This is a genomic window from Neobacillus jeddahensis (assembly GCF_000612625.1).
Classification (GTDB): domain Bacteria; phylum Bacillota; class Bacilli; order Bacillales; family Cytobacillaceae; genus Neobacillus; species Neobacillus jeddahensis.
In genome coordinates this window covers 35,584-60,421 of the sequence record NZ_CCAS010000024.1, presented here as the reverse complement: position 1 = coordinate 60,421, position 24,838 = coordinate 35,584, and the positions used below count along the sequence as shown (strand labels likewise).

Below are 24,838 nucleotides of genomic sequence, written 5' to 3'. Positions count from 1 at the left end.
CCGCTTTCCCCGCCAATGGCGACACTACGGTCTATGATAAACAAGACATCTGGATTTTTTTCCATAATGTATTCAGATGTAACACTTTGACCATGGGTGGAAACCTCAATGTTTTCATCAGCAGCACCAAAACCGAAAACATCATGAATAATGCCGAAACGAGAGCTTGGCCCATACGCACTGATCTTGCCTTCATTCGCTAACAGAATCAGCGCCTTTTTATCAAGACTTACAGTTTGCTGATGCAGTTCCTTCACATCGGCTTTAATATCCTTTAATTCACTTGCCACCTTATCTTCTTTTCCAAAAATTTCACCAATTGTGTTCATATTCTTCTCAAAAGATTCCATATAATTTGCATAATCAATTCCGATATAAATCGTTGGTGCAATCTCCGCAAATTGATCATATAATGCCGCTTGACGGCCAGAGATGAAAATAACATCAGGCTTCAACGCGTGAATCGCTTCAAAATCTGGTTCTTTTAAACTTCCAACGTTGGTATATTTTTTATCCGCATATTTTTCTAAATAAGAGGGGATCGAACCTTTAGGAAGGCCGGTTACCTCAATACCTAACACATCTAATGTATCTAATACGCCGAAATCAAAGACAACCACTTTTTGCGGGTTCTTTTCAAGTACCGCCTCTCCATATTCATGCTTAATCGTCAATTTCTCTGCGGCCTCTGTCTTATTGGTCGTGCCCGTTTTTTCCTTTCCTTCTTCCTTGCTACTTTGTCCACAAGCAGCTAAAACGAACATCATCGCAAAAATTAAACTCAGGAAACTCCACTTTTTCATTTGTTACTCTCTCCCTTTTTATGAATTGAAATAAACACAGATTCGGCAATTCTCTACTTCTTGAATCGGAATATCCATATCGTAAATTTCCTTTAAGGCCTCTGATTGAATAATCTCCGCTGTCGGACCGTCCTTAACCACTCTGCCATCCTTCATCGCGACGATCCAATCGGAATAAACAGACGCGAAGTTAATATCATGCAAGACAATAACAACTGTTTTACCCAGCTCATTGACCAAGCGACGAAGGATTTTCATAATCTGCACGGAATGCTTCATATCCAAGTTATTCAATGGTTCATCTAGCAAAATATACTCTGTATCCTGTGCAATCACCATCGCAATAAAGGCACGCTGCCGTTGGCCACCGGATAATTCGTCTAAGAAGCGATCCTGCATCACACTTAAATGCATATAATCTAGTGATTGGTCAACAATCCGTTCATCCTCCGCCGTTAACCTCCCCCTTGAGTATGGAAACCTGCCAAATGAAACGAGTTCGCGGATCGTCAAGCGGACGTTCATGTAATTCGATTGCTTCAAAATCGACACACGTTTGGCAAAATCATTTGATTTAATCTTACGAACATCTGACTGATCAACGAGGACTTCGCCGGTATCCCCATCAAGCAGACGGCTAACCATCGACAACAGTGTCGATTTCCCTGCACCGTTTGGTCCAATAAAGGAAGTGATTTTACCAGGTTGAATCGTAACCGTCACATCTTCCACTACCGCCTTTTTCCCGTAAAACTTTGAGAGTGCCTTCACCTGGATCATGCTGCTTTCCTCTCCTTCAATAATAAATAGATGAAATAGACGCCACCAATAAAATTAATAATGACACTCAACGTCGTTGAAAAGGTAAAGACTCGTTCGACGATCCATTGTCCCCCAACAAGGGCAATGATCCCCATCGCAACCGCTCCACTAATCAGCACTTTATGTTGGTAGGTTTTAAAAAACTGATACGATAGGTTTGCGACAATTAAGCCAAAAAAGGTAATCGGTCCAACGAGAGCGGTCGATATCGAAATGAAGATCGCCACAATCACCAGCATTTGTTTGACGATTGAATCGTATGGAACCCCAAGATTAATCGCCATCTCTCGACCTAGTGAGAGGACATCCAAATATTTCACATGACGCCAAGCATAGATCACTACAATACCGACGATAATCAAAGCCAGCCACACTAAGTCCGAATTAATATTATTAAAGCTAGCAAACATGCGGTCTTGAACAATTTGAAACTCATTCGGATCGATTAATACTTGAAAAAAAGTTGATATACTTGAGAAAAACGTGCCGACAATGATCCCAACCAGTAGTAAAAAGTAGATCGATTGCCCGCCCTTTTTAAATAAAAATTGATAGAGTAAAAGGGCAAATCCAATCATTACTGCTACCGATAGGATAAAGTTCACCTGCTTATTGACAACAAATAAATGAGCAGAGCCTAAAAAGAAAATTATCACCGTTTGTAACAGTAAATAAAGGGAATCTAACCCCATGATGCTCGGTGTCAAAATACGGTTATGTGTAATCGTTTGAAATACAACCGTCGCATAGGCGATTGTAAATCCCGTCAGCACCATGGCGATGATTTTAATTGCCCTTCTTGGCAAGGCATAATCATAACTGCCATTCAAATCTTGAAATAAGTAAATTGCACAACAAACAGTGGCAATCAAAACCAGGATGAGCATTTTCACTGAGTTACGCATAGACCTTCCTCCTAAAAAGCAAGTACAGGAAGATCCCACTACCAATCACCCCCACCATGAGACTAATCGAAATCTCATAGGGAAAGATAATCACTCGCCCTAAAATATCGCAAACCAGCAAAAAGTTTGCACCTAGAAGGGCCGTATGTGGTAACGTCTTTTGCAAATGATCTCCTTTAAAAATTGAAATAATATTCGGAACAATCAACCCGAGGAAAGGGATCATCCCAACCGTCAATACCACTGTGGTCGTGACCAAGGCTACAAGGATGAGCCCCAAATTGACGACCCTTCGATAAGCAAGGCCTAAATTTTTTGAAAAATCTTCTCCCATTCCGGCTACTGTAAAACGATTGGCATAAAAATAAGCAATAATTAAGATCGGAATACTTATGTATAAGAGCTCGTATCTTCCTTTCATAATCATCGAAAAATCACCTTGCAGCCATGCTGACATATTTTGAATGACGTCCGCCCGATAAGCGAAAAAAGTCGTGACAGACGATAAAATATTGCCAAACATTAATCCAACAAGTGGAATGAAAATGGCATCCTTGAACTTAATCCTGTCGAGGATTTGCATGAATAAAAAGGTACCGGCTAGCGCAAACACAAAGGCAATAGCCATTTTTTCTAACATAGAGGCATTGGCAAACATCAGCATCGCCACCAAAATCCCTAACCGGGTAGCATCTAATGTTCCTGCCGTAGTTGGTGAGACAAACTTGTTTTGACTAAGCTGCTGCATGATAAGACCAGCAATACTCATCCCTGCCCCGGCAAGTAAAATTGCCACCAGCCGCGGTACCCTGCTAATCAGAAATATTTGCGTTTCCTCAGACTGAAAGTCTACTAGATCCATAGGTGAAAGCTGACTCACACCCACAAACAATGAAATTATGGATAAAACTATTAGCGCTAATAATAAGTATCGTTTCTTCATCGCTGTCTCCATTGTATTGGTATTGCAAATGATATTGAAAATCATTATCATTTACTTTCATGATTGATTATAACAAAGGTAAAATTGATGTCAATGGTAATTGAGAACTTTTATCAATTAAATTTCAATAATATTCAGTAAAGGGATATACCCAACGTCCCTTTTTACTTTGTCATGTGGCTTATTAATATGAATGACACCCTTTAACATAATGGACTTCCAATCCCTCATAAATTGAGCATATGGAGGTGGGTGGAATGAAAAAAAGACTAATAGCCATTGTCATCCCGATTATTTTTTTATTGGCAGGCTGCTTTGGCGACCCTGTACAGGACGACCTGCAAAATTATTTAGACAAAGAAATGAAGACCGTATGGGAATTGGAAGTTAACGCGATTTCTGCTTATGAGGGTGTGTCTGGGGCCAATTATCAGGACGACCAAACCATGTACGATGCAATAACAACAGACGTCATCCCAAACTACAATGAATTTATCAAGAAGCTGGAAGCTGTCAAAATTGAGACAGATGAACTGAAAGAAATACATGAGATCTATATTGAAGGTGCGAATATCCAGTTTAATGCATTTGCAAAAATTAAACAGGCCTTAGAAGAGCAGGACCCGAATTTGATCCAAGAGGCAAATACCATGTTGGCGGATGCCCGAAAGCATATCCGTGATTACAAGGATAAGTTGAACAAATTAGGCAAGGAACATGATGTGAAAATTGAGCAGAAATAGAACAGGAAGGTAAATTTTTTAAAAACTAAGCCAGTCCCCATTGTCAACGGGAACTGGCCTAGTCCATTTATTGATATAAGTCAAACAGGCTAACGTTTATTCAGCAACGGCGGTAATTCCCAATAGGTCAAGGCTCGCCACAGCCATTCCAATGGACCAAACTTAAAAAATCGCAGCCAGATCATGCTGAACATCAGTTGGATCACATAAATAGCTAAACACAGGTACAGAGATGTCAGAGGATGGAACACTGGCAATATTCTACCAATTAGGAGGATCAAGGCCGTTTGTGTTACATAATTGGTGAATGCCATCCTCCCATAGCTTTTTAACGGAGCCAAAAGCTTTTGAATAAATGGCCTTTGCACTAGTAAAATAAACGCCCCTACATAAAAAGCTGAGACAATCGGCCCAATCGTTACACCTATCGCGAAAAACGGCTGGATTTCAGCCATTGTAGCTGTGCCAACGATTTGCGGTGCGTGTTGATATTGATAACTAAGCCCGATGATACTGAGCAGGAGCATGAGGATGGTGAACATAGCCACTTTTTTCAGATGCCGAGCGATGCCTTCAAATACGCGATATTGCCCGGCGGTGATCCCTAATAACATTAGCGGAATGACCATGAAAATCTTGACGGACAAGATACTGATGGTGATTAACATCGCAATTGAAAATACAAGATTGATCCGCCTGTGTACTTTATAAAAAGGCAGGAGAATCAGACCTGATATGGCGTAAACGGTGAGCGCCTCCCCTGGATGAAACTTCACATGAATGAGCCCAAAGATGAACAGCACCAAGAGCCGCCGCAAAAACAGGATATATCCATTCTTCCCTTTTGCAAGAGCACGTGTAATAAACATATACAGGCCGATCCCAAACAAGAAGGTAAAAATCGTATAAAAACGTCCTTCAACAAATAAATACAAAAATCTCCAGTAGGCTTCATCCAATGAGTGAGGCTCTGGTTTAGTGACTGCCAGCAAAGGTAAAATATTCACCAAAATAATCCCCAACAACGCAAACCCGCGTAAATAATCGAGTAAATCAATCCGTTTCGTTAACTCTATTGGAACCATCATAATACTCCTATTGGTGCCTGTCACCATTACTACTTTTAGCACCGTTTTCACTTTTATTATTGGCTAATCTACTGTTTTCTGCTGCCCCATGCGATAGATTAAGAAACGCTCATTTGGATTATGTTTGGAAACAAACGGGACGGGCACCTCATCGATCAGTTCGAATGGTGTGTCATTTTCCAAGAAAAAGATATAATCCGGTGCGGGATAATATAGGACTAGATCCATCTCACGTACTGACTTTTCAAACGATCGCAATATATTTTGTACGATTTTCCGAAAGACTTGAATGGAAAATGGGTTAAAAAAATAGAAACGGTTATCTAAGTCTCCGACCACATACTCTTCAGCAATACTACAAAGAAAGTGAATCTTTCCTTTACTATTTTTCTTCACAAAGTTTTGTTGATTGTGAATCGCATCTTGAAAAAGAGCTTCATTCATTTCGATCCCTACTACAGAGGCTTGGAAAAAGTAATGAATATAGAAATTTAATCTCCCCTTACCACAACCAAAATCAACAATATGATCACTGCTCTTTAACTGATAGCGGCGGAATAACTCCTCTAGGGCACTATAGGGTGTTGGCTCATATCGGTGATAATGGAGGGACTTGTGAAAGCCCTGCTGATCACCGCGTGTTTTAATGTTAAGTAATTTATCATAGTAATATTCTTTCATCGTTAACTCCTGTATAATAAATTCAACTGTTCTCTTCATTATGCCATTATTTTTTTATAAATGGACCCTCCCTGCTCTTTTTCTAGATGATAGAATAGAAAAGAAGGAAATACGCCCGTAATGTCGAACGTTATTTTAGATAGAAGAGTTTTTTTCAAACAAACTTGTACTACCGTATTGACATTATTGTCCTTTTTTATTTTGGATAAGGAGATGACGCAACGTTGAAAATTAGAAAAATATTAAATAACAATGCCGTCGTCGTTTCAGATAACAACGAAGAAAAAATTGCGATTGGAGCAGGAATTGCTTTTCAAAAAAAGCGAAATGATATTATCAATCCGGCAAAAATAGAGAAACTCTTCATCCTGAAGGAAAATGAGAAATTTCAGCAGCTCCTTCTCCAAATTCCTGAAGAACATTTTGCCCTCGCGGAAGAAATCATTACCTACGCCGAAGAATCCCTGGGCTCAAAATTAAATGACCATATTCATATTGCCCTTACTGACCACTTATCATTTGCGATGGAAAGAGTTAGTGAAGGGATTCATCTGAAAAATAAATTATTTCATGAAATAAAAGCGCTTTATAAAAAGGAATTTGCGATTGGGATGTGGGCCATCCGGCATATTGAAAAAAAGACTAACATCACTATGCCCATAGATGAGGCCGCTTATTTAGCTCTACATATTCATACCGCCAAGCTGCAAGACGGCGATATGAAGCAAACGCTGAGACTGACCGCGATTATTGGAGAAATGATCCAGGCAATCAAGGACTTCCTCAACATTTCGATAGAGGAAGACGATCTTTCCTATCAACGACTGATGACCCATCTTCGCTTTACACTAGAGAGAAGTAGTCACGAACAACTACCGATGATGGATCATGAAATGCTAACGATGATAAAAAATAAATTTGCCTCCTCTTACACATGTGCCCAGCATATCGCGAAACTGTTAGCCAGGCAGTATGACATCCACCTGCCTGATCAAGAACTCGGTTACATCACGATTCATATTGAACGGCTAAGGAATCGCTAGCAGCTTCGGTTGGCTTGTGAATTAAAAAAATTGTAAGCATTATAAAAAAACAGTAGAAATCTAAGCAGATTTCTACTGTTTTTTTCTGAGTTCCTGCCCTTTTATCTAACCGATAAAAACCATTTTATGGTATTATTTTAATATATAGACAATTAGATAGGGGATGTTAGAAATGCTAAAAAGGTTACTGACCATTGTCCTAACATTATTTGTTTTAATCGCTCTCAGCTTAGGAATAGCCTATTTTACGGACACAGCATTTATTGATTACGCTTTTTTGGTTGGATTAGCAGGTAGTGTTATTTTTTGGTTTTCCACTTCTAAAGGAGGTTTCACCTCTCGAAATCTTGATATGAATGTGCAAGGATCAACGGGGATTAAGGTGGAGGCACAAAAATATGAGTTTTCACCAAACCTAGCCTTTTTCGCGGCAGTGGGATATACCGTTATCATGTTCATTGCCATGCTCATTCATTATAGAAGTTATCTATAAATATGAAAAAGAGCTTGGAAAAAATCCAAGCTCTCTTTCATATTGTGATTTAATTCTTGCGAATTTTTGCAATTTCATCGGCAACGAATTGGACATTTGTTCCGACAATAACCTGTATACTTTGTGGACCAACAACATTGATTCCTGGTACACCAGTAGACTTGATTTTATTTTTATCCACTTTATTCATATCTTTTACTTCTAAACGTAAACGAGTCACACAGTTATCTACATTAACAACGTTTGCGTCTCCACCTAATCCTTCATAGATGGTAGCTGCCATCGCTGCAAATTTATTACCACCTGCAGCATCTACAGCTACTTCTTCATCCTCATCTTCTTCACGACCAGGAGTCATTAAGTTAAACTTCACAATGATGAAACGGAATAAGAAATAATAGATGACCGCGAATACTAAGCCTTGAACTAATAACATATATGGATGGTTCGCAATTGGATTGCGGAGACTAAGGAAATAGTCAATAAAGCCTGCACTAAAGGCAAATCCGGCTGTCCAATGGAACGCCGCAGCGATTGCTAAAGAAAGACCTGTTAGGACTGCATGAACAAGATAAAGCATTGGAGCTAAGAACATGAACGCAAATTCAATTGGTTCTGTAACGCCTGTAAAAAAGGCAGCAAAGCCAGCTGCTAACATCAGGGAAGCCACTTGTTTTTTCTTCTTCGTTTTTGCTGTATGAACCATCGCTAATGCAGCTGCTGGTAAACCAAACATCATGATTGGGAAGAAACCAGCTTGATACATACCAGTAACCCCTTTTTCCCCTTTACCTGCTAAGAAGTTACCAATATCGTTAATACCGGCAACGTCAAACCAGAACACGGAGTTTAGGGCATGGTGTAATCCTGTTGGGATTAATAAACGGTTGAAGAAGCCGTAAAGCCCTGCACCTACTGCCCCTAAATCACTAATGGTTTTACCAAATGAAACTAATCCAGTAAAGATAATTGGCCATAAGAAAAATAAGATTCCTGATACAACTAACATTGATAAAGCCGTCATAATTGGTACAAGACGCTTACCACTAAAGAACGCAAATGCATCAGGTAATTTAACATGACTGAAGCGATTGTACATAACGGACGCAACGATACCGGAAATGATTCCGACAAACGCATTGTCTATTTTTGCAAAAGCCGGATCTACTTTATCTACATCAATTCCTTGTAATAGGGCAACTGTGCTGGAAGAAAGCAGTGTGGTCACAACTAAGAAAGCAACTAGACCACTTAGTGCAGCAGAGCCATCCTTGTTCCTCGACATACCCAAAGCTACTCCGACTGCAAATAGGACTGGAATGTGATCGATAATAGAACTACCAGCTTTAATTATGAACGCAGCAAATGCGTTGTCAGCCCCCCAGCCTGAAGGGTCAATCCAATATCCAATACCCATCAAAATAGCGGCCGCTGGTAAAACGGCAACAGGTAACATTAATGAGCTACCTAGTTTCTGAAAATACTTCTTCATTTTCAAACCCCCTAATTAGTTTTTACATCTACTAACAAAACAACGAATAAGAAAGACAACAAGTAAAATAATTTCTTTAAGCCAATTAGATAGTTGCTGTTTTGCCAGTCTTAGTTTTAATCCTCACCTCCTTAAAACATTCTATTTGGACTAGATCGTCATAATGACTGTCTCTCCTGCCACACTACGTTTTTCTTCGGTAAGGGAGATTTGTCTCCCGCTTTCTGCACTATTGGTAATCACAACAGGTGTCACGATGCTTTTGGCATGTTCCTTCAAATAATCCCAGTCGACCTCCAATAACAGCTGCCCAGGTTTGATCTTGTCACCCTCTTGAACGGCTAGCTCAAATCCAACGCCATTAAGTGCTACTGTTTCTAGTCCGACATGAATCAGAATTTCGGTCCCATCCTCGGCACGAATTCCAATTGCATGCTTTGTCGACGCAACCAGAATCACCTTTCCATTTACAGGTGCATAGATATTACCCTGTTCAGGAATGATTGCAAGCCCCTCGCCCATCATTTTTTGACTGAAGACAGGATCAGGAACATCTGTAATCGGGATGATTTCTCCTTGAACCGGTGCATATATGGATGTTTTTTCCTTTTTGAACAATTTGAATCCCATTTCTACCTTCTCCTTTTGACTAGTTAAATAGTAAAAATTTAACCTAATATTATTTTGCTACCGGATTCTAAAAATACTCAAATTAAAGCCCTTTTAGATACGAATAGCCACGCATCCGAGGTGAATTGCTCCACCCCTGTTATAGGAAAATCAACCTAGATGCGGACGATTATCAAAGTCCTATGAATTTATATTTTACTCACACAAAAAAGACATGGGGGTATAATAAAAGAGCCATTCTTGGCCTTCTACTTACCACCATGCCTGATCGAATCAGTAACATGTGATCATAATCAATTTCGTTACTTTTATCATAGCATAAATTTTTTTAAAAACAACATGAAATTGTAAGCGATGACATTTAAATTTCAGATTATCATTTCTTTGCTAATTTTAGTAAAATCTCCTCACAGATTTCATGCGTCTCTAGTGCATCAAGTGCTGAGATTTGAGGCTTGGAGTTTGTCCGAACGGCCTCAATGAAATCGGTGATCATGGGCTCGAAACCACGCTTTATTAGGGTTGGTTCCCAGTCACTTCCACGTACTTCAGTTGTTTCCATCCCTCTAGAGATGACCAATTTGGAGACATTATGGACGATTCTCTTCTCGAATGGACCCATGACTTCGACTATTTCTTCATTCGTGCCATTGTCCCGATTCATAATACCAATGGCGGTGACGCCCCCAGCGATAAATTGGACGACGATATGGTATAAGCGGTCGCCCTCCATTCTGGCATTCACAGTGATGTCCTCGATTGGGTGTGGAAATAAGTAGCGCATCGTATCGATGACATGAATGAAATCATCATATATAAAGGTACGTGGTTCACCTGGAAGGGCATTACGGTTTTTTTGGACGATGATAAAATTAGGATTCGCCACTTCCTTCAGTTTTTGATTAAATGGCGCATATCTTCTATTAAAACCAGCCATCAGGAGTAAGCCCTTTTGTTCGGCAAGTTCTACTAGTCTTTTTGCTTCATCATATTGGTCGGTGATGGGCTTGTCGACAAAGACATGAATATTCCGGTCGAGAAGCTGCTCGATCATTTCCGCGTGAGATGCGGTGGCGGAATGAATGAATGCCGCGCTGATACCACTCTCCAACAATGAGTCCAAGCTTGTGTGAAGATGTTCAAACCGGTATTGGCTGCCAATGGCTTGTAGCTTTTCTTGGTTTCGGGTATATAAGTGAAATTCGATATCTTTTAGTCCGCTATAAACTGGCAGATAGGCCTTTTGGGCAATGTCCCCGATCCCGATGACTCCTATTTTAAGCACTCTATATCACTCCTAAAAAAGTAAATATGATTCTACATATGTAGTATAGCAATTCATGATCAATCGAAACAGTGAATGGTATTGATTGATCTTTTATCCCAAGTAAGGGGTGCAAGGAATCCGCAATCATGAAAAGTGAGAGTGACCCTTTTTACTATCTTTTCAGTTTCTCTTATTACAATCCACTCACTCATACAGAGTGCGACAATACTTTTAGTATGACAGATTGTTAGTACCAAAATTTCAATCCACGCACTCATACAGAGTGCGACTGTTCCTTCCTCTGCAAACTCCGATGTTGACTCTGGATTTCAATCCACGCACTCATACAGAGTGCGACGAGCATTAGACAAAGCAATTAAGGAGGAAACAAAATATTTCAATCCACGCACTCATACAGAGTGCGACTTTTCACCTCCGACTAATAATTATAGTGGTAAAGATTTCAATCCACGCACTCATACAGAGTGCGACAAAGTTTTACGATCGGTAATTTTATTGAATATAAATTTCAATCCACGCACTCATACAGAGTGCGACATTAATGACTTGATTAGTTCTCATAATTCTTAACGATTTCAATCCACGCACTCATACAGAGTGCGACTGGAGTAGCTACGATGTATAGCTTATCGCTTGAAGTATTTCAATCCACGCACTCATACAGAGTGCGACTTGGTTTATATGGGGCACAATTGGTTCTTATGGAATTTCAATCCACGCACTCATACAGAGTGCGACTTTAGATGTAGCGGTTGTTGTAACAGTTGAACCATTTCAATCCACGCACTCATACAGAGTGCGACGACTAAACGGCAAAATGATGCTTTACTGGTAATAATTTCAATCCACGCACTCATACAGAGTGCGACCCTATTAGCGAGGATAGCCACCCAAGGGCGGAAGATTTCAATCCACGCACTCATACAGAGTGCGACTGGAATGAAGATGGACAAGGTTATTGGATTCTTATTTCAATCCACGCACTCATACAGAGTGCGACAATGATAGCTGGCCGCGTGATAGTAGATGTTCGATTTCAATCCACGCACTCATACAGAGTGCGACAACATCGCCTTATCAAGATTTTGCATATTTACTAATTTCAATCCACGCACTCATACAGAGTGCGACGTCGATTAAAACCATAACCGCCTACATCTGAGGATTTCAATCCACGCACTCATACAGAGTGCGACAACGATTAGAGTTAACTACTAAGTCGTATATCGATATTTCAATCCACGCACTCATACAGAGTGCGACCTACTTGATTAAACGTCACGTTATCTAGCACATGAATTTCAATCCACGCACTCATACAGAGTGCGACGATACTAACGGTTCTGTATATCTTTACTTTCCTATTTCAATCCACGCACTCATACAGAGTGCGACGTGGTTATCGATTACAATTGTTTGATCGCCTAAACATTTCAATCCACGCACTCATACAGAGTGCGACTGTATTGGTTGCGTAAAAGGTGGAAAAGGATACTGATTTCAATCCACGCACTCATACAGAGTGCGACTTCTATTTTCTAAGACCAAATCACACAAGAGGTATTTCAATCCACGCACTCATACAGAGTGCGACAGTGAAAATGTTGTACAACATAATAAACCTGTACGATTTCAATCCACGCACTCATACAGAGTGCGACAGAGGAGGAAACCTGTTGAATAAGGAAATTTTAATTTCAATCCACGCACTCATACAGAGTGCGACGCATGTATCTCCAAGGTTAAAAACAATCGGCAAATATTTCAATCCACGCACTCATACAGAGTGCGACGATAAACAGTGGGAGCATCCACTGTCCCTGATGGATTTCAATCCACGCACTCATACAGAGTGCGACGGATCAGTTGTGAGCTCAGCACTTTTCACAGGGAATTTCAATCCACGCACTCATACAGAGTGCGACTTTGACTTTCTTGTGAGAGTGCATGACGTGTATAGATTTCAATCCACGCACTCATACAGAGTGCGACTGGAGGCAATGGTACAGATCTTTGACGTAGATATATTTCAATCCACGCACTCATACAGAGTGCGACGTTCCATTTTCTCATTCATTTACATTTCCTCCTAATTTCAATCCACGCACTCATACAGAGTGCGACTCAACTGTATCACCATGCTCATCAACCCAATAGCATTTCAATCCACGCACTCATACAGAGTGCGACAGCGATTTTTGACCAAAAAAAGCCTAATATAGATAAATTGGTATCAAAAAACACTATTTCCCTTATTAAAATAAGGAACGAAACTTATTAATATAAAACTTTCGACCAATTCCGCTAAAAATCCTGGTGCGAACCTACCTAGAAAACGATGTGTGCTATACGTTCGCACTAAAAAATTAAAGGACTTTCTAAGTCGATAGATTCTTTCACACCTATATGCTCCACCTTAGTCTTATAATTATTACCTAGTTGGTAAAATCTAAGACTATCCTTATCTTTATCAATTATGTCTGCTAGGCAAATTTTTAAAGCAGCAAATTGAGTCGCGTCTACAACACATTCAAAGACAGAATTCTGTACTCGCTGGCCATAATTTTGACATGCCTTAGAAACCTTCCGTAACCTCTTTTGCCCTCCGCTACTAACAGTACTTACATCATACGTAACTAATACCAGCAACAGACACACCTACTTCCACAAAAAAGTTGGATATTCATCTAAGTCATTTCGTAAAAATCGGGCCAATAATAATGCTTGAGCATGGGGAACTAATCCCCATGCAATTTTTTCACCTAAAAACGGGTGCGTTATTTTCTCCTGCTTCTTCGTTTGCCAAGCCGCTAAAAATTTCTTTCTAGCTTCATCTGTCATGATCACCGCACCATTTTCCTTTTTTAAAAAATCGTCTTTATTGACGACTTTTTTATTGATTAGTGACAAAACAAACCGATCAGCATAGACTCCCCTCAGTTCTTCCATCACATCTAAAGCTAACGATGCTCGTCCAGGGCGGTCACGATGCAAAAAGCCGACATAGGCATCTAGCCCTACTCCTTCTAATGCTGATGCCATATCATTGGCTAATAGAGTATAAGCAAAAGAGAGCATGGCATTCACATTATCCAATGGCGGTCTTCGAGAACGAGAATGGAAATAAAAATCCCCTTTTTGTTGTAAAATCATTTGATCAAATAGTTTATTGTAGCTAATCGCGGCTTGCCCTTCTAATCCTCTCAATCTCTCTAAATCCTCACACCTTCTTATATCAAGAATAATAGAAGATAAATGCTGAGAGACTTCTTTGAATTGAGCAGCATCTATTCGTAGTGGATAATCTCTGGTCATCCTTTCGATGATCCATTTATTATTATAAACTTTTCCAACAATAAAGTTTCGAGCCACTTTAGCTGACAATTCCTCATTGTCCGAAACACGGTATTGCTTCTTCCTAAGGACCACATTCCCTCTACTTTGACCGATCACTCGAGCAAGAAAACGCCCATTCATCGTAAAAAATACAAGTGAAATGTTTCTTTCAGCACAATACCCCATCAAAGCCGGACTGGCCCCAGTATAACCAAATGCTGCAATGGACTCTAAATTATGAAGTGGTAGCCTGCCCAACTGCTCCTGCTCCTTAAGGAGGAGAATATTGTCACCATCTAATGCCAAATAAACATCTGGTTGATTGATATAAAGAGTATTTAAAAGTTTTTTCATTCAAGGATCTTCCCTTCAATATAACTTTTAACAGATCGTTTATTCATCAATTCTGGTAAACAAATATGTTGGAGCGAACAGTTTTTGCAAAAGGATCCTGTCTTCACCTTTGGCGTGTGCCTGCGCTGATAATATTCCTGCATTTCTGTGACAATCGCCCTAACGTTATTTTTCTGCTCTTCTGTTAATGACACTTCAACTCTATGTTTAATCTCATTGTAAAACAAATATCCCACATTAATTTCACAAACGAGCATTTCCTCTAAACACATCGCTTGCGCGGTTAGCTGTAAAACATCTGAATCGTCTTTTTTTGGTTTTCCTCGTTTATATTCGATTGGGAAAGCAGTATACTTTCCTTCCATACCATTAATTTCAATACCGTTAGTATCTTTGATAAACTCAACAACATCACAAATCCCAGATATCCCTAATTCTCTTGACTTGATGGGCATCGCACGAACAATCAGTTTTTCACCTCGTTTTTCACGAATAAAGGGCTGATCTGCTTTTTGATGGAGATGCTGTCCTTCAACCGTCCGAACATTTTCTTCCCATTGCTGTTCAATATGTATGAGCGCCCATTGGCGGCGGCAAAATTGAAAGTGCTGGATGCCGGATAACATTAGATAGCTGTCTTCTTCATTATAGTCCATCAAGAATCTCTACTTTTAAACCGTCCAATTCATTTACATATATGGTATAGTCATCAAATGATTTAGGTTCGTCTACATTTGATTTAATATCTACTAACCGATGTACTTTAGCTGAAGAATATTGACCCAGTTTTGAATTATGCTCCCACCAGTAAACCTTATGAACTTCTAAACTTCCATCTGGTCTCGCAGCCGAAGCATCATTTTCAAACAAGGTCACAAGTGCTTCTTTCAATTTTTCTGCATCATCAATAGTAAATCTTGTTTTTTCAGCAAGCTGTGTATTGATGCTGCCGTAAAACACGTAAACACCAAAATCTACTCGGTGCTTCATTCCCATTGTATCTGAACCCTTTTCCTTTCCTGGCTCAGAGTTAACACTTTTTGTAATTTGCATACTAGTAATATCAATTGGATCAACACTTGTCGCTGTATGAATGGATACTGGTCCTCTAACCCCAACTGAAACTCCTGCTCCCGAACCGGCGCCTTTGAAAGCAAAAACTTGGCCAAAGCTACGGACATCTAGCCATTGTTCACATGCAATGGACGCAAATTCATCACTTGAGCTATTTTTAGATTTTAAGATTTTCTGTAGCGCTAAATTGGATTCTGCACGTTCTCTTAAACTCTTAAAATCATCAATGTTCCGATCATTGGATTGTACAAAAATAGATCCCCCCATATCCTGCAATCGGTTTCTGATTTTCCTCTTAATTGCTACATCGGAAATTTCACCATGTCCATCATAATTTTGCCTAGGGCGATTACCATTTAATGGATCTCCATTTGGATTAGCCTTTGTTACGGATAGGACAACAGCAAAATCAATTTTATGATCTAATATACTCATGTTCAATTCCCCCTTTTAATTGGCCGCTTCTTCTTTTATATCCGTTTTTTCTTTTTTCTGATATAAATCATGGCGTTGACTGTAAAAGCCTAATAAATACTTACCCGATAAGGGCTTATTATTAAAATCCTCAAAATCAATTCGTGAAGATATTTCATCGATTAAACTTGATAAATATCGAGCTTTTGTACCCAGACGTGCTTGATAAGGCTGTAGACTTTCCTGAATCGTTTTCCACGTTCTTGCAGGATTTTTAGAAAAAGAATTCATATAACGGATTGCATTACTTGAACGTGTCTCATCAGGGCCTAATGCACGTCTCTCCAAGACATCAGCAACAGCTAGTAACCGGCCGAATAAATAGTCGCGGTGATTATTTTCTATATCTAGTGCCACATTATATCCCTCCTGTTTATTAATTAGTGCACACGTGACGCTGAGCGTTTTTTCCCATTCCCACCTCTCCATTGACACTGGATTCGAGGCACGATAAATAGCACTTCTGACAATATCAAGTGGAATTTTTTTATCATCAACAATACAAGGAAGCATGCGTTCCATTAACCCTTTGACTATTTTCTCATTTGCCCTTGGTCCATAAGCTGCAAACGCAATATCTTTCGTGGCAGGTGCTCCATAGAACTGTACATGCTCACCCTGATCATCTTTTCGATATCGATGCATCCACACACATGTTGTATGCCAATTTTTAAGCCTATCTAAGTAGATTTCCTTATTCATATTTCTATAGTAAAGTACTGCCAACCGACCTGTTGTTGCAGAATCAAGAATAATAATATTGACTTTTGATTTAGTTGATAAATGATTCTTATATCCTTCCAAGGCCTTGGCCACTTCATTGGCAAACTCTTGGTTCGTAAAAGATTTCCTTTCTCTTTTTTCCATTGAGATAGGATTAATTGAAAAAGTATCCTCAATAGGATCTGGAATGAAAAGGTCATCATTCCCCCATACAAGGAACACACGCTGGTCAATGGTTTTACCCTGCCGATTAATCAGCCATTTCAAGGCATTATGTGCTTTTTGTGACACTTCATAACTGATACTTGCTACTTCATTGCTTTTATTAAATCTTCCTCTAAACGTAAAACCACTGGTATCGTTGGCCGAAATTAATTTAGCTTTGTCAGCTGCATTTCTAATTTTATTTGCATGTTTATCAGTGCTAGGCCTCTTTTTCCCAGTTACAAAGCAAATATCCTCATCGCCTAACAGGTCATGGTAATAACAAATGAAAGATTCATACATTTTGCTATCTTTCCATACCTTCGTTAAGATATTAGTTGACGAATAAACATTAAATCTTACGAAAGCGCTTTCTTGTCCGCCCGTCACAGCTGAAAAAATAGCCGGTTTTTCACTATATAAGGATTCATATTTTTTATCCCAAGTATTGATTAATTGGCCATTGCCATCTAAATACAAAATATTTTCTTCAACTAGATCATTAATTAATTGTTTCTTTTTTAAATATTTATAAATGCTAATTACCTTACTAATTGCAAATGGCGATTTAGCCCATTTTTCTAATTGCTCAATATAATATGTAAAGGGTTCCTCGTCTTTTATTTTACCGCCAAAGGCGACGAAATCTCCTGCCACATAGCTCAATTTATCGTGAAGTGGGTATGGAGCAATTTTTAAACCCGCACGACTTGCTGATCCTTCTGTACATGGTATTAATGTGCTTGCATCCTTCTTATCTATGACTCTCGCTGAATGAAATTCCCCGTCTTCTGTAATATCCACTTCGATATGGGCATTTTGCGTCGTATGAGAAATGGGTAATAAAGTATATTCTTGTCCATTATGCTTTTTCTCAATTTTTCCGACACAATCTAAATTAGATTCATACGTCTCATACAAATTTAATAACCAGCTCATGAATTCCCCCCCTCTACTATTTGCCTAAACAGATTTTCTACTGATTCAACATTTTCAGCATCAAATTGCTTTGGTTCCATATCCTTAACCTTACGCGTTTGTGTACATTGATCTGGTCTGAGAAACTGAATGATGCCATCCTTCATTACGGGATTCCAGATCCGAACCTCCATTTCGTTCTTACCTGTTTCGTCAGGATAATTAATCCCGTGAATCATTGTTCCTAGGTGTAGCTCACCATAATTATCGTAAAAACCTTCCCCTTCACCAAATACACATGGTTCTACATAACCTTGACATTCTCGAGTACCAAGGAAAATGTCTCTTCTCCCTCCTGCTTTAAGAGAGCGTATTAAGATGCTATGATGTTTATTTTCGTTACGATCAAAAGCCATATCAGGTCGATACGGATTGAAAATAAAATGGGCCCGCACTTGATAACGTATATCTTTTAAATAGGTATAATTGGCCAAAGTATTTCCTCCGCCATATTCGATTGGGCGAATTCCTTTTGACTCCATCCGAATTGCATTCATTATACGAACCTCATCAACTACCATCAGTAGAGTCGGTTTCCAATAAATCGATTCTACAATACCTTTAAGAGCTTGATATGTTGGTACCTGATAAGAAAGCTTCTCTCCCCCCATTTTTGTTAAGGGATCCGTAAATAGGGCATAGTTCCCAAAAACCTCAAATTCAATTGAATTTCTCAAAATGATCACCTCCTTTAATAGTAAATTTTTCCTAACAATTCAATAATATTCCTGTTTATCTGAAAATACAATGAATATTTTAATTATTTTAAATAATATATTATATGAATGTTCAATTAAGTTATTTATTATGTTATAATAGGGCGTCGCTTTTATAAGCGTGGATTGAAAAATATACTATATTATTTGGAACCCTATCATAAAAAGATAGGGTTTTAATACATGTTCAATCCAAAGGGACTATCATTTTCGAGATTAAGTCCAAATTCTTGATTATAAGCACCTTCCCTTAATGCTAGGATTTTCCCATCCAAATAACTCACAACTCCATTATTTTTTCCTAACTGCTCTAGTTCATAACGATAAAGATTAATCGTATATTGCTGAGCCTTTCGTAATAACCTGGTAAGATCCGCAATCGAATTATTACTGTTTAGTTCTGCAATTATCTCCTTCCCATCTTCAAATGGCACAAGCACAGAAGTAGTGATATTATCAATAACATGAAAGTTTTCTGCAGCTGTTTTATAGCTATTTATGATAAATAACGGCAGAGGCTTTCTCTCATTATGAATATAGGCCTGATAAAAACTAGAATCTGTCTTTGCTGCAGTCAATAACTCGGTCATATCCTTTTTTAATTTGGGGATAAAATAATTCAAATCAGCTTCAAATTCTGTATAGTATTCTCTAAAATACCTATCCATCGCAGGGACAGATAAAATACTCCCCCCGTGACTGCTACTATCCCGCCTTATATCAATAAGTATTTTCCTAGCAACTTGTTTACCAACTTTAATTTCTTTTAAGCGATCCAACTTTTCTTCTTCATGATCGATTACATACACATGTTGAATATCCTTTTCGCCATGTCGATTACATCTGCCAGCAGCCTGTGCGATCGAATCCAGCCCCGCTAAAGAACGAATCACACAGTCAAAGCTAACATCCACACCTGCTTCAATGAGCTGGGTACTAATACAAATGATTTTATTCCCTTCCTTTAGATGCTGCCTGACTTCAGCTAAGATCTTATTTCGATGTGCAGCACACATCGCTGTACTCAGGTGATAGATAGGAATATCCATGTCTTGCTCTATTAATAAATTATATAAATTCTTAACAACGGTTTTAGTATTTAAAATGACTAAAACACTCTGAACCTCTTCCAATTTTATAGCTATAAAATTAGCAAGTTTTTCATTATTTAATGCTTCATTTGTTGCTTTATCAATAATTTCTACTCGTTTAAAGGCATCAATCACATCGTCAAGACTACTAATCATTTCAGCATCAGTATTAATTTCTAATTTATGTTCTACAAAATCAAGTGCTGGTTGTGTTGCTGTGCAGAGAACAATACTAGAACGGGCATATATTTTTAAAAAGTTTAATGCCTGATTAAATAAGGATACACATGGAATCGGAACTTTTTGGACTTCATCGAAAATAATGACCGATTCACTTAAATTATGAAGCCTTCTACTATTCCTACTTCCCTTTGCATAAAAAACATTAAGAAACTGGACCATCGTAGTAAAAATAATTGGTGAATCCCAATTATCCTTTGCTAAGTTTAATTTTTGCTGAATAGTCATCATACCATCTTGACTTTCATCATTATCATGATCATCTTCGATCACGTTAGAATGATGCTCTAATATATTGGCATCATCCATGAGGATTTTTCTAACTTCTTCCGCGTTTTGTTCAATAATCGTCGTGTATGGGACAATATAGATAATCCTTTTTTTGTTATGTACCATAGCGTGCTTTAGTGCATATCTTAAACTAGCTAAGGTTTTACCTCCGCCTGTGGGGATGGATAATGTGTAGATTCCTGATGGTTTCTCCGCAAACAATTCACATTGACTAGACATCGATGCTCTTAAAAGGTTAATAGGTGTATTAGCATTCTTATGCTGTTTAAAATCATTGATCTTTGCCATCAGCCTGCTATAATGTGTTTCGAATAGCTCTTGATGATCAAAGATTATTTCCTCTGTGTTATTTTCTTCAAACAATCTAGTATTCGTCCGATCGGCATCAATTAAGGAACTGAAAATATATTTTGTTAAAAACATGATTTGTTTTTCATTATTTTCTTGCCGTTCTTTTGCTAAAAATTCCTCAAGTTCATTTGCAGCCTTTTCAACATATACATGGAAATCTTCCTCACTCATAACATGGTCAAAGAAGGACTTCCTTGATCTATTAAATTCGGGCAACTCTTTATCTCTAACTCTCCTTAAATAATTTGATTCTAAATCTGGATTTAAAAAATCATGAAGAGAGGAATGGTGAGAAATAATGGCGTTTCCTACGATTTCAGCAACAATCCCTTTGTAAGGTGTAATATTCGTAACATGGAATAATTCGTATAGAAGTTTCCCGCCAGCTGTAGAATGGTCAACACTACCTCTTTTTGGAGGGGCGTCAGGATTTTTTACTGCTTCCAAAATGTAATCTCTAAACTCGTTTGTATATTTCCCTAGATCATGAAGCATCCCAGCAAGTCCTGTGATGTGTTTAATTCCGAGCGGTTCCCCATAGCACTCCGCAAGATCTTTTACACCCAATAAATGTTCATCTACAGTTTGTACAAGCTTGTCGCTTTCACGAATGTGAGCTATATAATTCATATTTTCCCTCCTCAAAATAACCTTTCATATTTATAAAAAAAAGCAGATGTCACCCTTTATGGGATGATACGCATCTGCTTTTCTTGTTGTTGCTTTAATGTTCAATTCTCTCATAGTATTAGTATCCAAAAAATCTGTTGATATTATAATATCATATTCTCAGATATCCATTTAGCACTTTCCAAAATTGTCAATAAATAGTACGTTTTAATTAAACTGTCTCTAAATATTTGATTCAATTCACGCACTCACATAGAGTGCGACCAAAGCCCACCTTTTAAACTATCACTCAAATAATTTCCCTACTCCTCTAAAAAGTCTTATTCCAATCCTCCCCATTTGTAGTTTCGTAAAAGCAGCATTATTTAGATACCTTGTCCTTAATTTTCCACATTAACTTACAAAATGAAACACACTACTTTTTTCAAAACCTTTATGTATAATAATTCCATAACCATCATCTTTTCCCTTTAATATCCAAATAAATTAACGAATTTTCAAAAAATAGAATCTCGCCCCTGGCAAGATTCTATTTTTTGTGATGCCTGGCACCATTTTTTATTTTTTCCCATCAGATCATTTACCGCTGATACTTCGATAACTTCGAAGATATCGTCCCCGTTTTCCGCTCCTGTGGGCGTGCCTTTAGGTTTGAGGACCAAGTAATTTGCGACTCATAATGCTGGGTTTGCTCTTTGTTTACCAATGATTGCAGGCGATCCTTGTTTTTCTCGAGAAAATCTTCAAGAACCTGCAGTCGTCGTGTAGGAAAGGCAAGCCCCGCCAGAACTGTCGTAATCGTAGGATCTGATTCAGAAATATACGTACCTTCGAATAGCTCTAAAGGTTCACCCACTCTTTCAAAAATAGCTGGAACATTGATGAGCTTCGCCATTTTCTCAGGTCCTTCATAGATTAACCCTGCTCGAATCACGCCTGTTGATTCAACTGGACAAAAGATAGAATTGAGCCATGATTGTTGGATTTTGCTAGATACATCAGAAGTAGTCTTCGCGTCTGTAATCGTCGTCGAAGAGATAATGGTAACTCCTCTTGTACTAAGAATATTCATTAAATCCGTCTCATCAAAATTCCCGTAAAACGAGCTCTTTTTCGTAATTTGTAAGACACATTTAATGGCTTCAATTGCTTGATGATTGGATGCTAGATAGATTTGATGTTTACTAGATTGTGGATTAAATTTACGCAGTTGATCGTTATCCACCAGAAACACCGACGAGAGTGCTTCTATTTTGGAAACCTCTTCAATACAGGCCGCTGCATTAATGCGATTTCCAGCCAAGACATTTCGGTCGGGGACAATCGCAATCGCACCGATATGCACTCCAGGCATTTGATCTAACAATAGATCCATTAAGAGCGGGCTCATCCCCGACCCCGTACCTCCATCAGTCGAGAAGGCAACCAATAATAGCTTAGTATTCTTAAAGGACCTTTTAACAAAGTCAATTAACTCCCGATAATGATCATTGACCGCTTTTAGACCTATCGACCGATCTTGACCAGCGCCATTATAACCAGGAACAAAAAATTTCTTTTCCACCTTTGTGTTTGCTGTTCCGTCTCGTTGGTTAGTGTTAATCAGAGCAGTTTGAAAACCCATAGACGCTGCAATTTCTGCAAGGTTTCCTCCTGCTTGGCCCACTCCCAAAATTCCAATTGATTTCACTCAATCCCCTCCTCTTTCTAAAATCATACGCATATTTTAGAAAATTAGACTTTTCTATTATAAAATGCAAAAAAAAGAAGTATATTAAGGGGCTTATAATGCAAATGGTGTCAGGCACCACAAAAAGACATTGTCCATTTGAGGTGCCTGACACCATTAATTACAGAGTTATATGATGTGAGCGGCTTATTACTTGAAGGCTTCTTTAAGGGAATCTACAAATTCACCTTTGAAATTCAGTTCATTTACACAATCGGCAATCTGCCTTTTTGAGATTGGACAGATTGGATTAATGACCACGATCTCTTTAAAATGAGCAGATGAATATTGATTTAATACAAATCGTATATCATCAATGACATGCGTTTCAACCGCCTCTTGTTCACTAGTATCTATAATAAATTTATATTTTGAGGGATTGATCGTATTGACTGTGGTTTGGAATTCACTAATATATACTTTAGCATCTTCCTCTTTAAAGACCCCACTTGTTTTCACAAATAAAATGTTTTTTTCGATATCTAAATTAATTGTATACAGCTTCTTACCCATGACTTTTTCCTCCGAAAAACAACCCTTTTATACTACTTTAGCACTATCATACCATTCATATAGATGAAATTCGACAAATTTCGAGATTTTCTCAATTATCGCAATATCTCCAAAAGGGTCAGTCCTAATCTTGTGGACTGACCCTTAAAATTTTATTTAGTAATCTTGAATCTTAACACAGTCTTCAATTTCTCACGATCTGTCCTTCGTGGGTCGGATAAATAGATTTCTCGGTGTGTTTTACTTATCCGAATATATCCTTGTTCTTCACAAAATTTCTCCATTAGTTCAAAGCTGACGGGCTCATCATCGTAGCTACCCTTATGCAGCATTTGACAGCATAATCCATCAGTCATTTCACTGAACATAACCTTGTCTAGGTAAGAATTTGGCTTTTTCTTTTTGGTTTGTGCCAAAAATGTCTCAAACCATACATTTGTTAAAAAATCGGGCTGACGAATCATCAAGGTGTATTTAAAATTGTTTTTATCTCTTTCAGACATTGATAGATCAACTAGATCCCAAATTCCCTCAAGCGGGAAAACAGTGTATTCATAATAACCTGGCGGGACTTCTGTTGATTTATAGGACATTTTCACAGCATAACTTAGTGTAAATAATGCTTCAACCGCTTGCCCAAATTCGGGACCATTCGGATCACCTGTGCCCTCGACCATGATAAACTTCATCGAGGGGACATCTATGATTTCCGGCTTTGCTTTTGGTATATATAAGCTCTTAAACGTTTTTTTATAATCCACCTTTTCAGTCATGAAGATTAGATCAATCCTTTATCCTCTTATTTCAATCCACGCACTCTGTAAGAGTGCGACAGCGAACAATGATCATAATCCTCCTAAAAGGCAAACATACGATCGAAAACCCACTATTTCATTTCTAAAAATAAAGAGCAAGTTACTGCTCCCCATTCTAAGAAGCACTCCTAAGCTATCACTATATCTCCATAGTGAATTCAATCCCTAAAAATGTCAATCCCATATTTTGTCTATATTTCACAACCAATCATACCCTACCTTTTTCTTGACAAAAATTTACTAATCGATTGCTCAGTCTATGATGAGACCGAGTCATTGGTAGCGAAATCAAGTTCCACCTGTATGATCTTAAGAGGCGATAAAGGGAAAAATAGATAACACTATAAAAGCGCACGCTCCAATTCATAGTGGATCGTGCGCTTTTATG

The 24,838-nt window shown here is 38.5% G+C and carries 22 protein-coding genes and 1 CRISPR repeat array; of the genes, 3 read left to right on the top strand and 19 right to left on the bottom strand.

Going from position 1 to position 24,838, the window contains the following annotated elements; translation table 11 throughout:
- The 4 genes from TY15_RS12395 to TY15_RS12380 all read right to left on the bottom strand — a co-directional run.
- Positions 1-803, bottom strand: an 803-nt coding sequence (locus TY15_RS12395; protein WP_042374524.1) for a siderophore ABC transporter substrate-binding protein, incomplete at its 3' end; no start/stop codon positions are given.
- Between the two features lie 18 nt (positions 804-821).
- Positions 822-1,583, bottom strand: a complete 762-nt coding sequence (locus TY15_RS12390; RefSeq protein ID WP_040205252.1) for an iron ABC transporter ATP-binding protein — start codon at positions 1,581-1,583, stop codon at positions 822-824.
- Positions 1,580-2,530 (bottom strand): iron chelate uptake ABC transporter family permease subunit, encoded by a 951-nt coding sequence (locus TY15_RS12385; protein WP_040205254.1) that lies wholly within the window; start codon positions 2,528-2,530, stop codon positions 1,580-1,582. The genes TY15_RS12390 and TY15_RS12385 overlap by 4 nt, the downstream gene beginning before the upstream one ends.
- Positions 2,523-3,473 carry an ABC transporter permease gene (locus TY15_RS12380; RefSeq protein WP_040205256.1) on the bottom strand — a complete coding sequence of 317 codons (951 nt, stop codon included), beginning with the start codon at positions 3,471-3,473 and terminating at the stop codon, positions 2,523-2,525. The genes TY15_RS12385 and TY15_RS12380 overlap by 8 nt, the downstream gene beginning before the upstream one ends.
- 257 nt (positions 3,474-3,730) lie before the next feature.
- Between TY15_RS12380 and TY15_RS12375 the strand changes: the two genes are divergently transcribed.
- On the top strand, positions 3,731-4,216 hold the full coding sequence (locus TY15_RS12375) for a lipoprotein (RefSeq protein WP_040205258.1): 486 nt from the start codon (positions 3,731-3,733) through the stop codon (positions 4,214-4,216).
- An 89-nt stretch (positions 4,217-4,305) separates the two neighbouring features.
- Here TY15_RS12375 and TY15_RS12370 read toward each other — a convergent pair whose 3' ends face one another.
- The gene (locus tag TY15_RS12370) at positions 4,306-5,301 is read right to left on the bottom strand and encodes a DUF418 domain-containing protein (RefSeq protein ID WP_040205260.1); all 996 of its coding nucleotides are present in this window, start codon (positions 5,299-5,301) and stop codon (positions 4,306-4,308) included.
- A gap of 66 nt (positions 5,302-5,367) precedes the next feature.
- Entirely contained in the window at positions 5,368-5,985 is a 618-nt protein-coding gene (locus tag TY15_RS12365; protein WP_040205484.1) for a class I SAM-dependent methyltransferase, read from the bottom strand.
- Between the two features lie 224 nt (positions 5,986-6,209).
- Between TY15_RS12365 and TY15_RS12360 the strand changes: the two genes are divergently transcribed.
- Both TY15_RS12360 and TY15_RS12355 read left to right on the top strand, forming a co-directional pair.
- Complete coding sequence (locus TY15_RS12360; RefSeq protein ID WP_040205262.1) at positions 6,210-7,028, top strand: PRD domain-containing protein; 819 nt, start codon at positions 6,210-6,212, stop codon at positions 7,026-7,028.
- Between the two features lie 172 nt (positions 7,029-7,200).
- On the top strand, positions 7,201-7,521 hold the full coding sequence (locus TY15_RS12355; protein ID WP_040205263.1) for a hypothetical protein: 321 nt from the start codon (positions 7,201-7,203) through the stop codon (positions 7,519-7,521).
- A 49-nt stretch (positions 7,522-7,570) separates the two neighbouring features.
- Here TY15_RS12355 and nagE read toward each other — a convergent pair whose 3' ends face one another.
- The 13 genes from nagE to TY15_RS12290 all read right to left on the bottom strand — a co-directional run bounded on the left by nagE (position 7,571) and on the right by TY15_RS12290 (position 24,408).
- A complete protein-coding gene (gene nagE, locus TY15_RS12350) occupies positions 7,571-9,013 on the bottom strand; it encodes an N-acetylglucosamine-specific PTS transporter subunit IIBC (RefSeq protein ID WP_040205264.1) in 1,443 nt (480 codons plus the stop codon).
- A 150-nt stretch (positions 9,014-9,163) separates the two neighbouring features.
- The gene (locus TY15_RS12345; RefSeq protein ID WP_040205265.1) at positions 9,164-9,643 is read right to left on the bottom strand and encodes a PTS sugar transporter subunit IIA; all 480 of its coding nucleotides are present in this window, start codon (positions 9,641-9,643) and stop codon (positions 9,164-9,166) included.
- Positions 9,644-10,019: 376 nt separating this feature from the next.
- Positions 10,020-10,928 carry a Gfo/Idh/MocA family protein gene (locus TY15_RS12340; RefSeq protein WP_040205267.1) on the bottom strand — a complete coding sequence of 303 codons (909 nt, stop codon included), beginning with the start codon at positions 10,926-10,928 and terminating at the stop codon, positions 10,020-10,022.
- Between the two features lie 174 nt (positions 10,929-11,102).
- A CRISPR array of direct repeats spans positions 11,103-13,121; the repeat unit is 32 nt; unit sequence ATTTCAATCCACGCACTCATACAGAGTGCGAC.
- Between the two features lie 168 nt (positions 13,122-13,289).
- On the bottom strand, positions 13,290-13,580 hold the full coding sequence (gene cas2 / locus TY15_RS12335; protein ID WP_040205268.1) for a CRISPR-associated endonuclease Cas2: 291 nt from the start codon (positions 13,578-13,580) through the stop codon (positions 13,290-13,292).
- Between the two features lie 9 nt (positions 13,581-13,589).
- On the bottom strand, positions 13,590-14,621 hold the full coding sequence (cas1c, locus tag TY15_RS12330; protein ID WP_040205270.1) for a type I-C CRISPR-associated endonuclease Cas1c: 1,032 nt from the start codon (positions 14,619-14,621) through the stop codon (positions 13,590-13,592).
- The gene (gene cas4 / locus TY15_RS12325) at positions 14,618-15,277 is read right to left on the bottom strand and encodes a CRISPR-associated protein Cas4 (protein ID WP_040205272.1); all 660 of its coding nucleotides are present in this window, start codon (positions 15,275-15,277) and stop codon (positions 14,618-14,620) included. The genes cas1c and cas4 overlap by 4 nt, the downstream gene beginning before the upstream one ends.
- The gene (gene cas7c / locus TY15_RS12320; protein ID WP_040205273.1) at positions 15,267-16,130 is read right to left on the bottom strand and encodes a type I-C CRISPR-associated protein Cas7/Csd2; all 864 of its coding nucleotides are present in this window, start codon (positions 16,128-16,130) and stop codon (positions 15,267-15,269) included. Before cas7c ends, cas4 begins: the two co-directional genes overlap by 11 nt.
- 15 nt (positions 16,131-16,145) lie before the next feature.
- On the bottom strand, positions 16,146-18,035 hold the full coding sequence (gene cas8c / locus TY15_RS12315; RefSeq protein ID WP_040205277.1) for a type I-C CRISPR-associated protein Cas8c/Csd1: 1,890 nt from the start codon (positions 18,033-18,035) through the stop codon (positions 16,146-16,148).
- A complete protein-coding gene (gene cas5c / locus TY15_RS12310) occupies positions 18,032-18,751 on the bottom strand; it encodes a type I-C CRISPR-associated protein Cas5c (RefSeq protein ID WP_040205279.1) in 720 nt (239 codons plus the stop codon). The genes cas8c and cas5c overlap by 4 nt, the downstream gene beginning before the upstream one ends.
- Before the next feature lie 215 nt (positions 18,752-18,966).
- Positions 18,967-21,393, bottom strand: coding sequence for a CRISPR-associated helicase/endonuclease Cas3 (locus tag TY15_RS12305; RefSeq protein WP_040205280.1), 2,427 nt, complete (start codon positions 21,391-21,393; stop codon positions 18,967-18,969).
- Between the two features lie 580 nt (positions 21,394-21,973).
- Complete coding sequence (locus TY15_RS12300; protein WP_040205283.1) at positions 21,974-23,083, bottom strand: FtsZ/tubulin family protein; 1,110 nt, start codon at positions 23,081-23,083, stop codon at positions 21,974-21,976.
- A 189-nt stretch (positions 23,084-23,272) separates the two neighbouring features.
- Complete coding sequence (locus TY15_RS12295) at positions 23,273-23,635, bottom strand: hypothetical protein (RefSeq protein ID WP_040205285.1); 363 nt, start codon at positions 23,633-23,635, stop codon at positions 23,273-23,275.
- A gap of 152 nt (positions 23,636-23,787) precedes the next feature.
- Positions 23,788-24,408: a GyrI-like domain-containing protein gene (locus TY15_RS12290; protein WP_040205288.1), complete on the bottom strand. Its 621-nt coding sequence runs from the start codon at positions 24,406-24,408 to the stop codon at positions 23,788-23,790.
- Positions 24,409-24,838 lie beyond the last annotated feature (430 nt).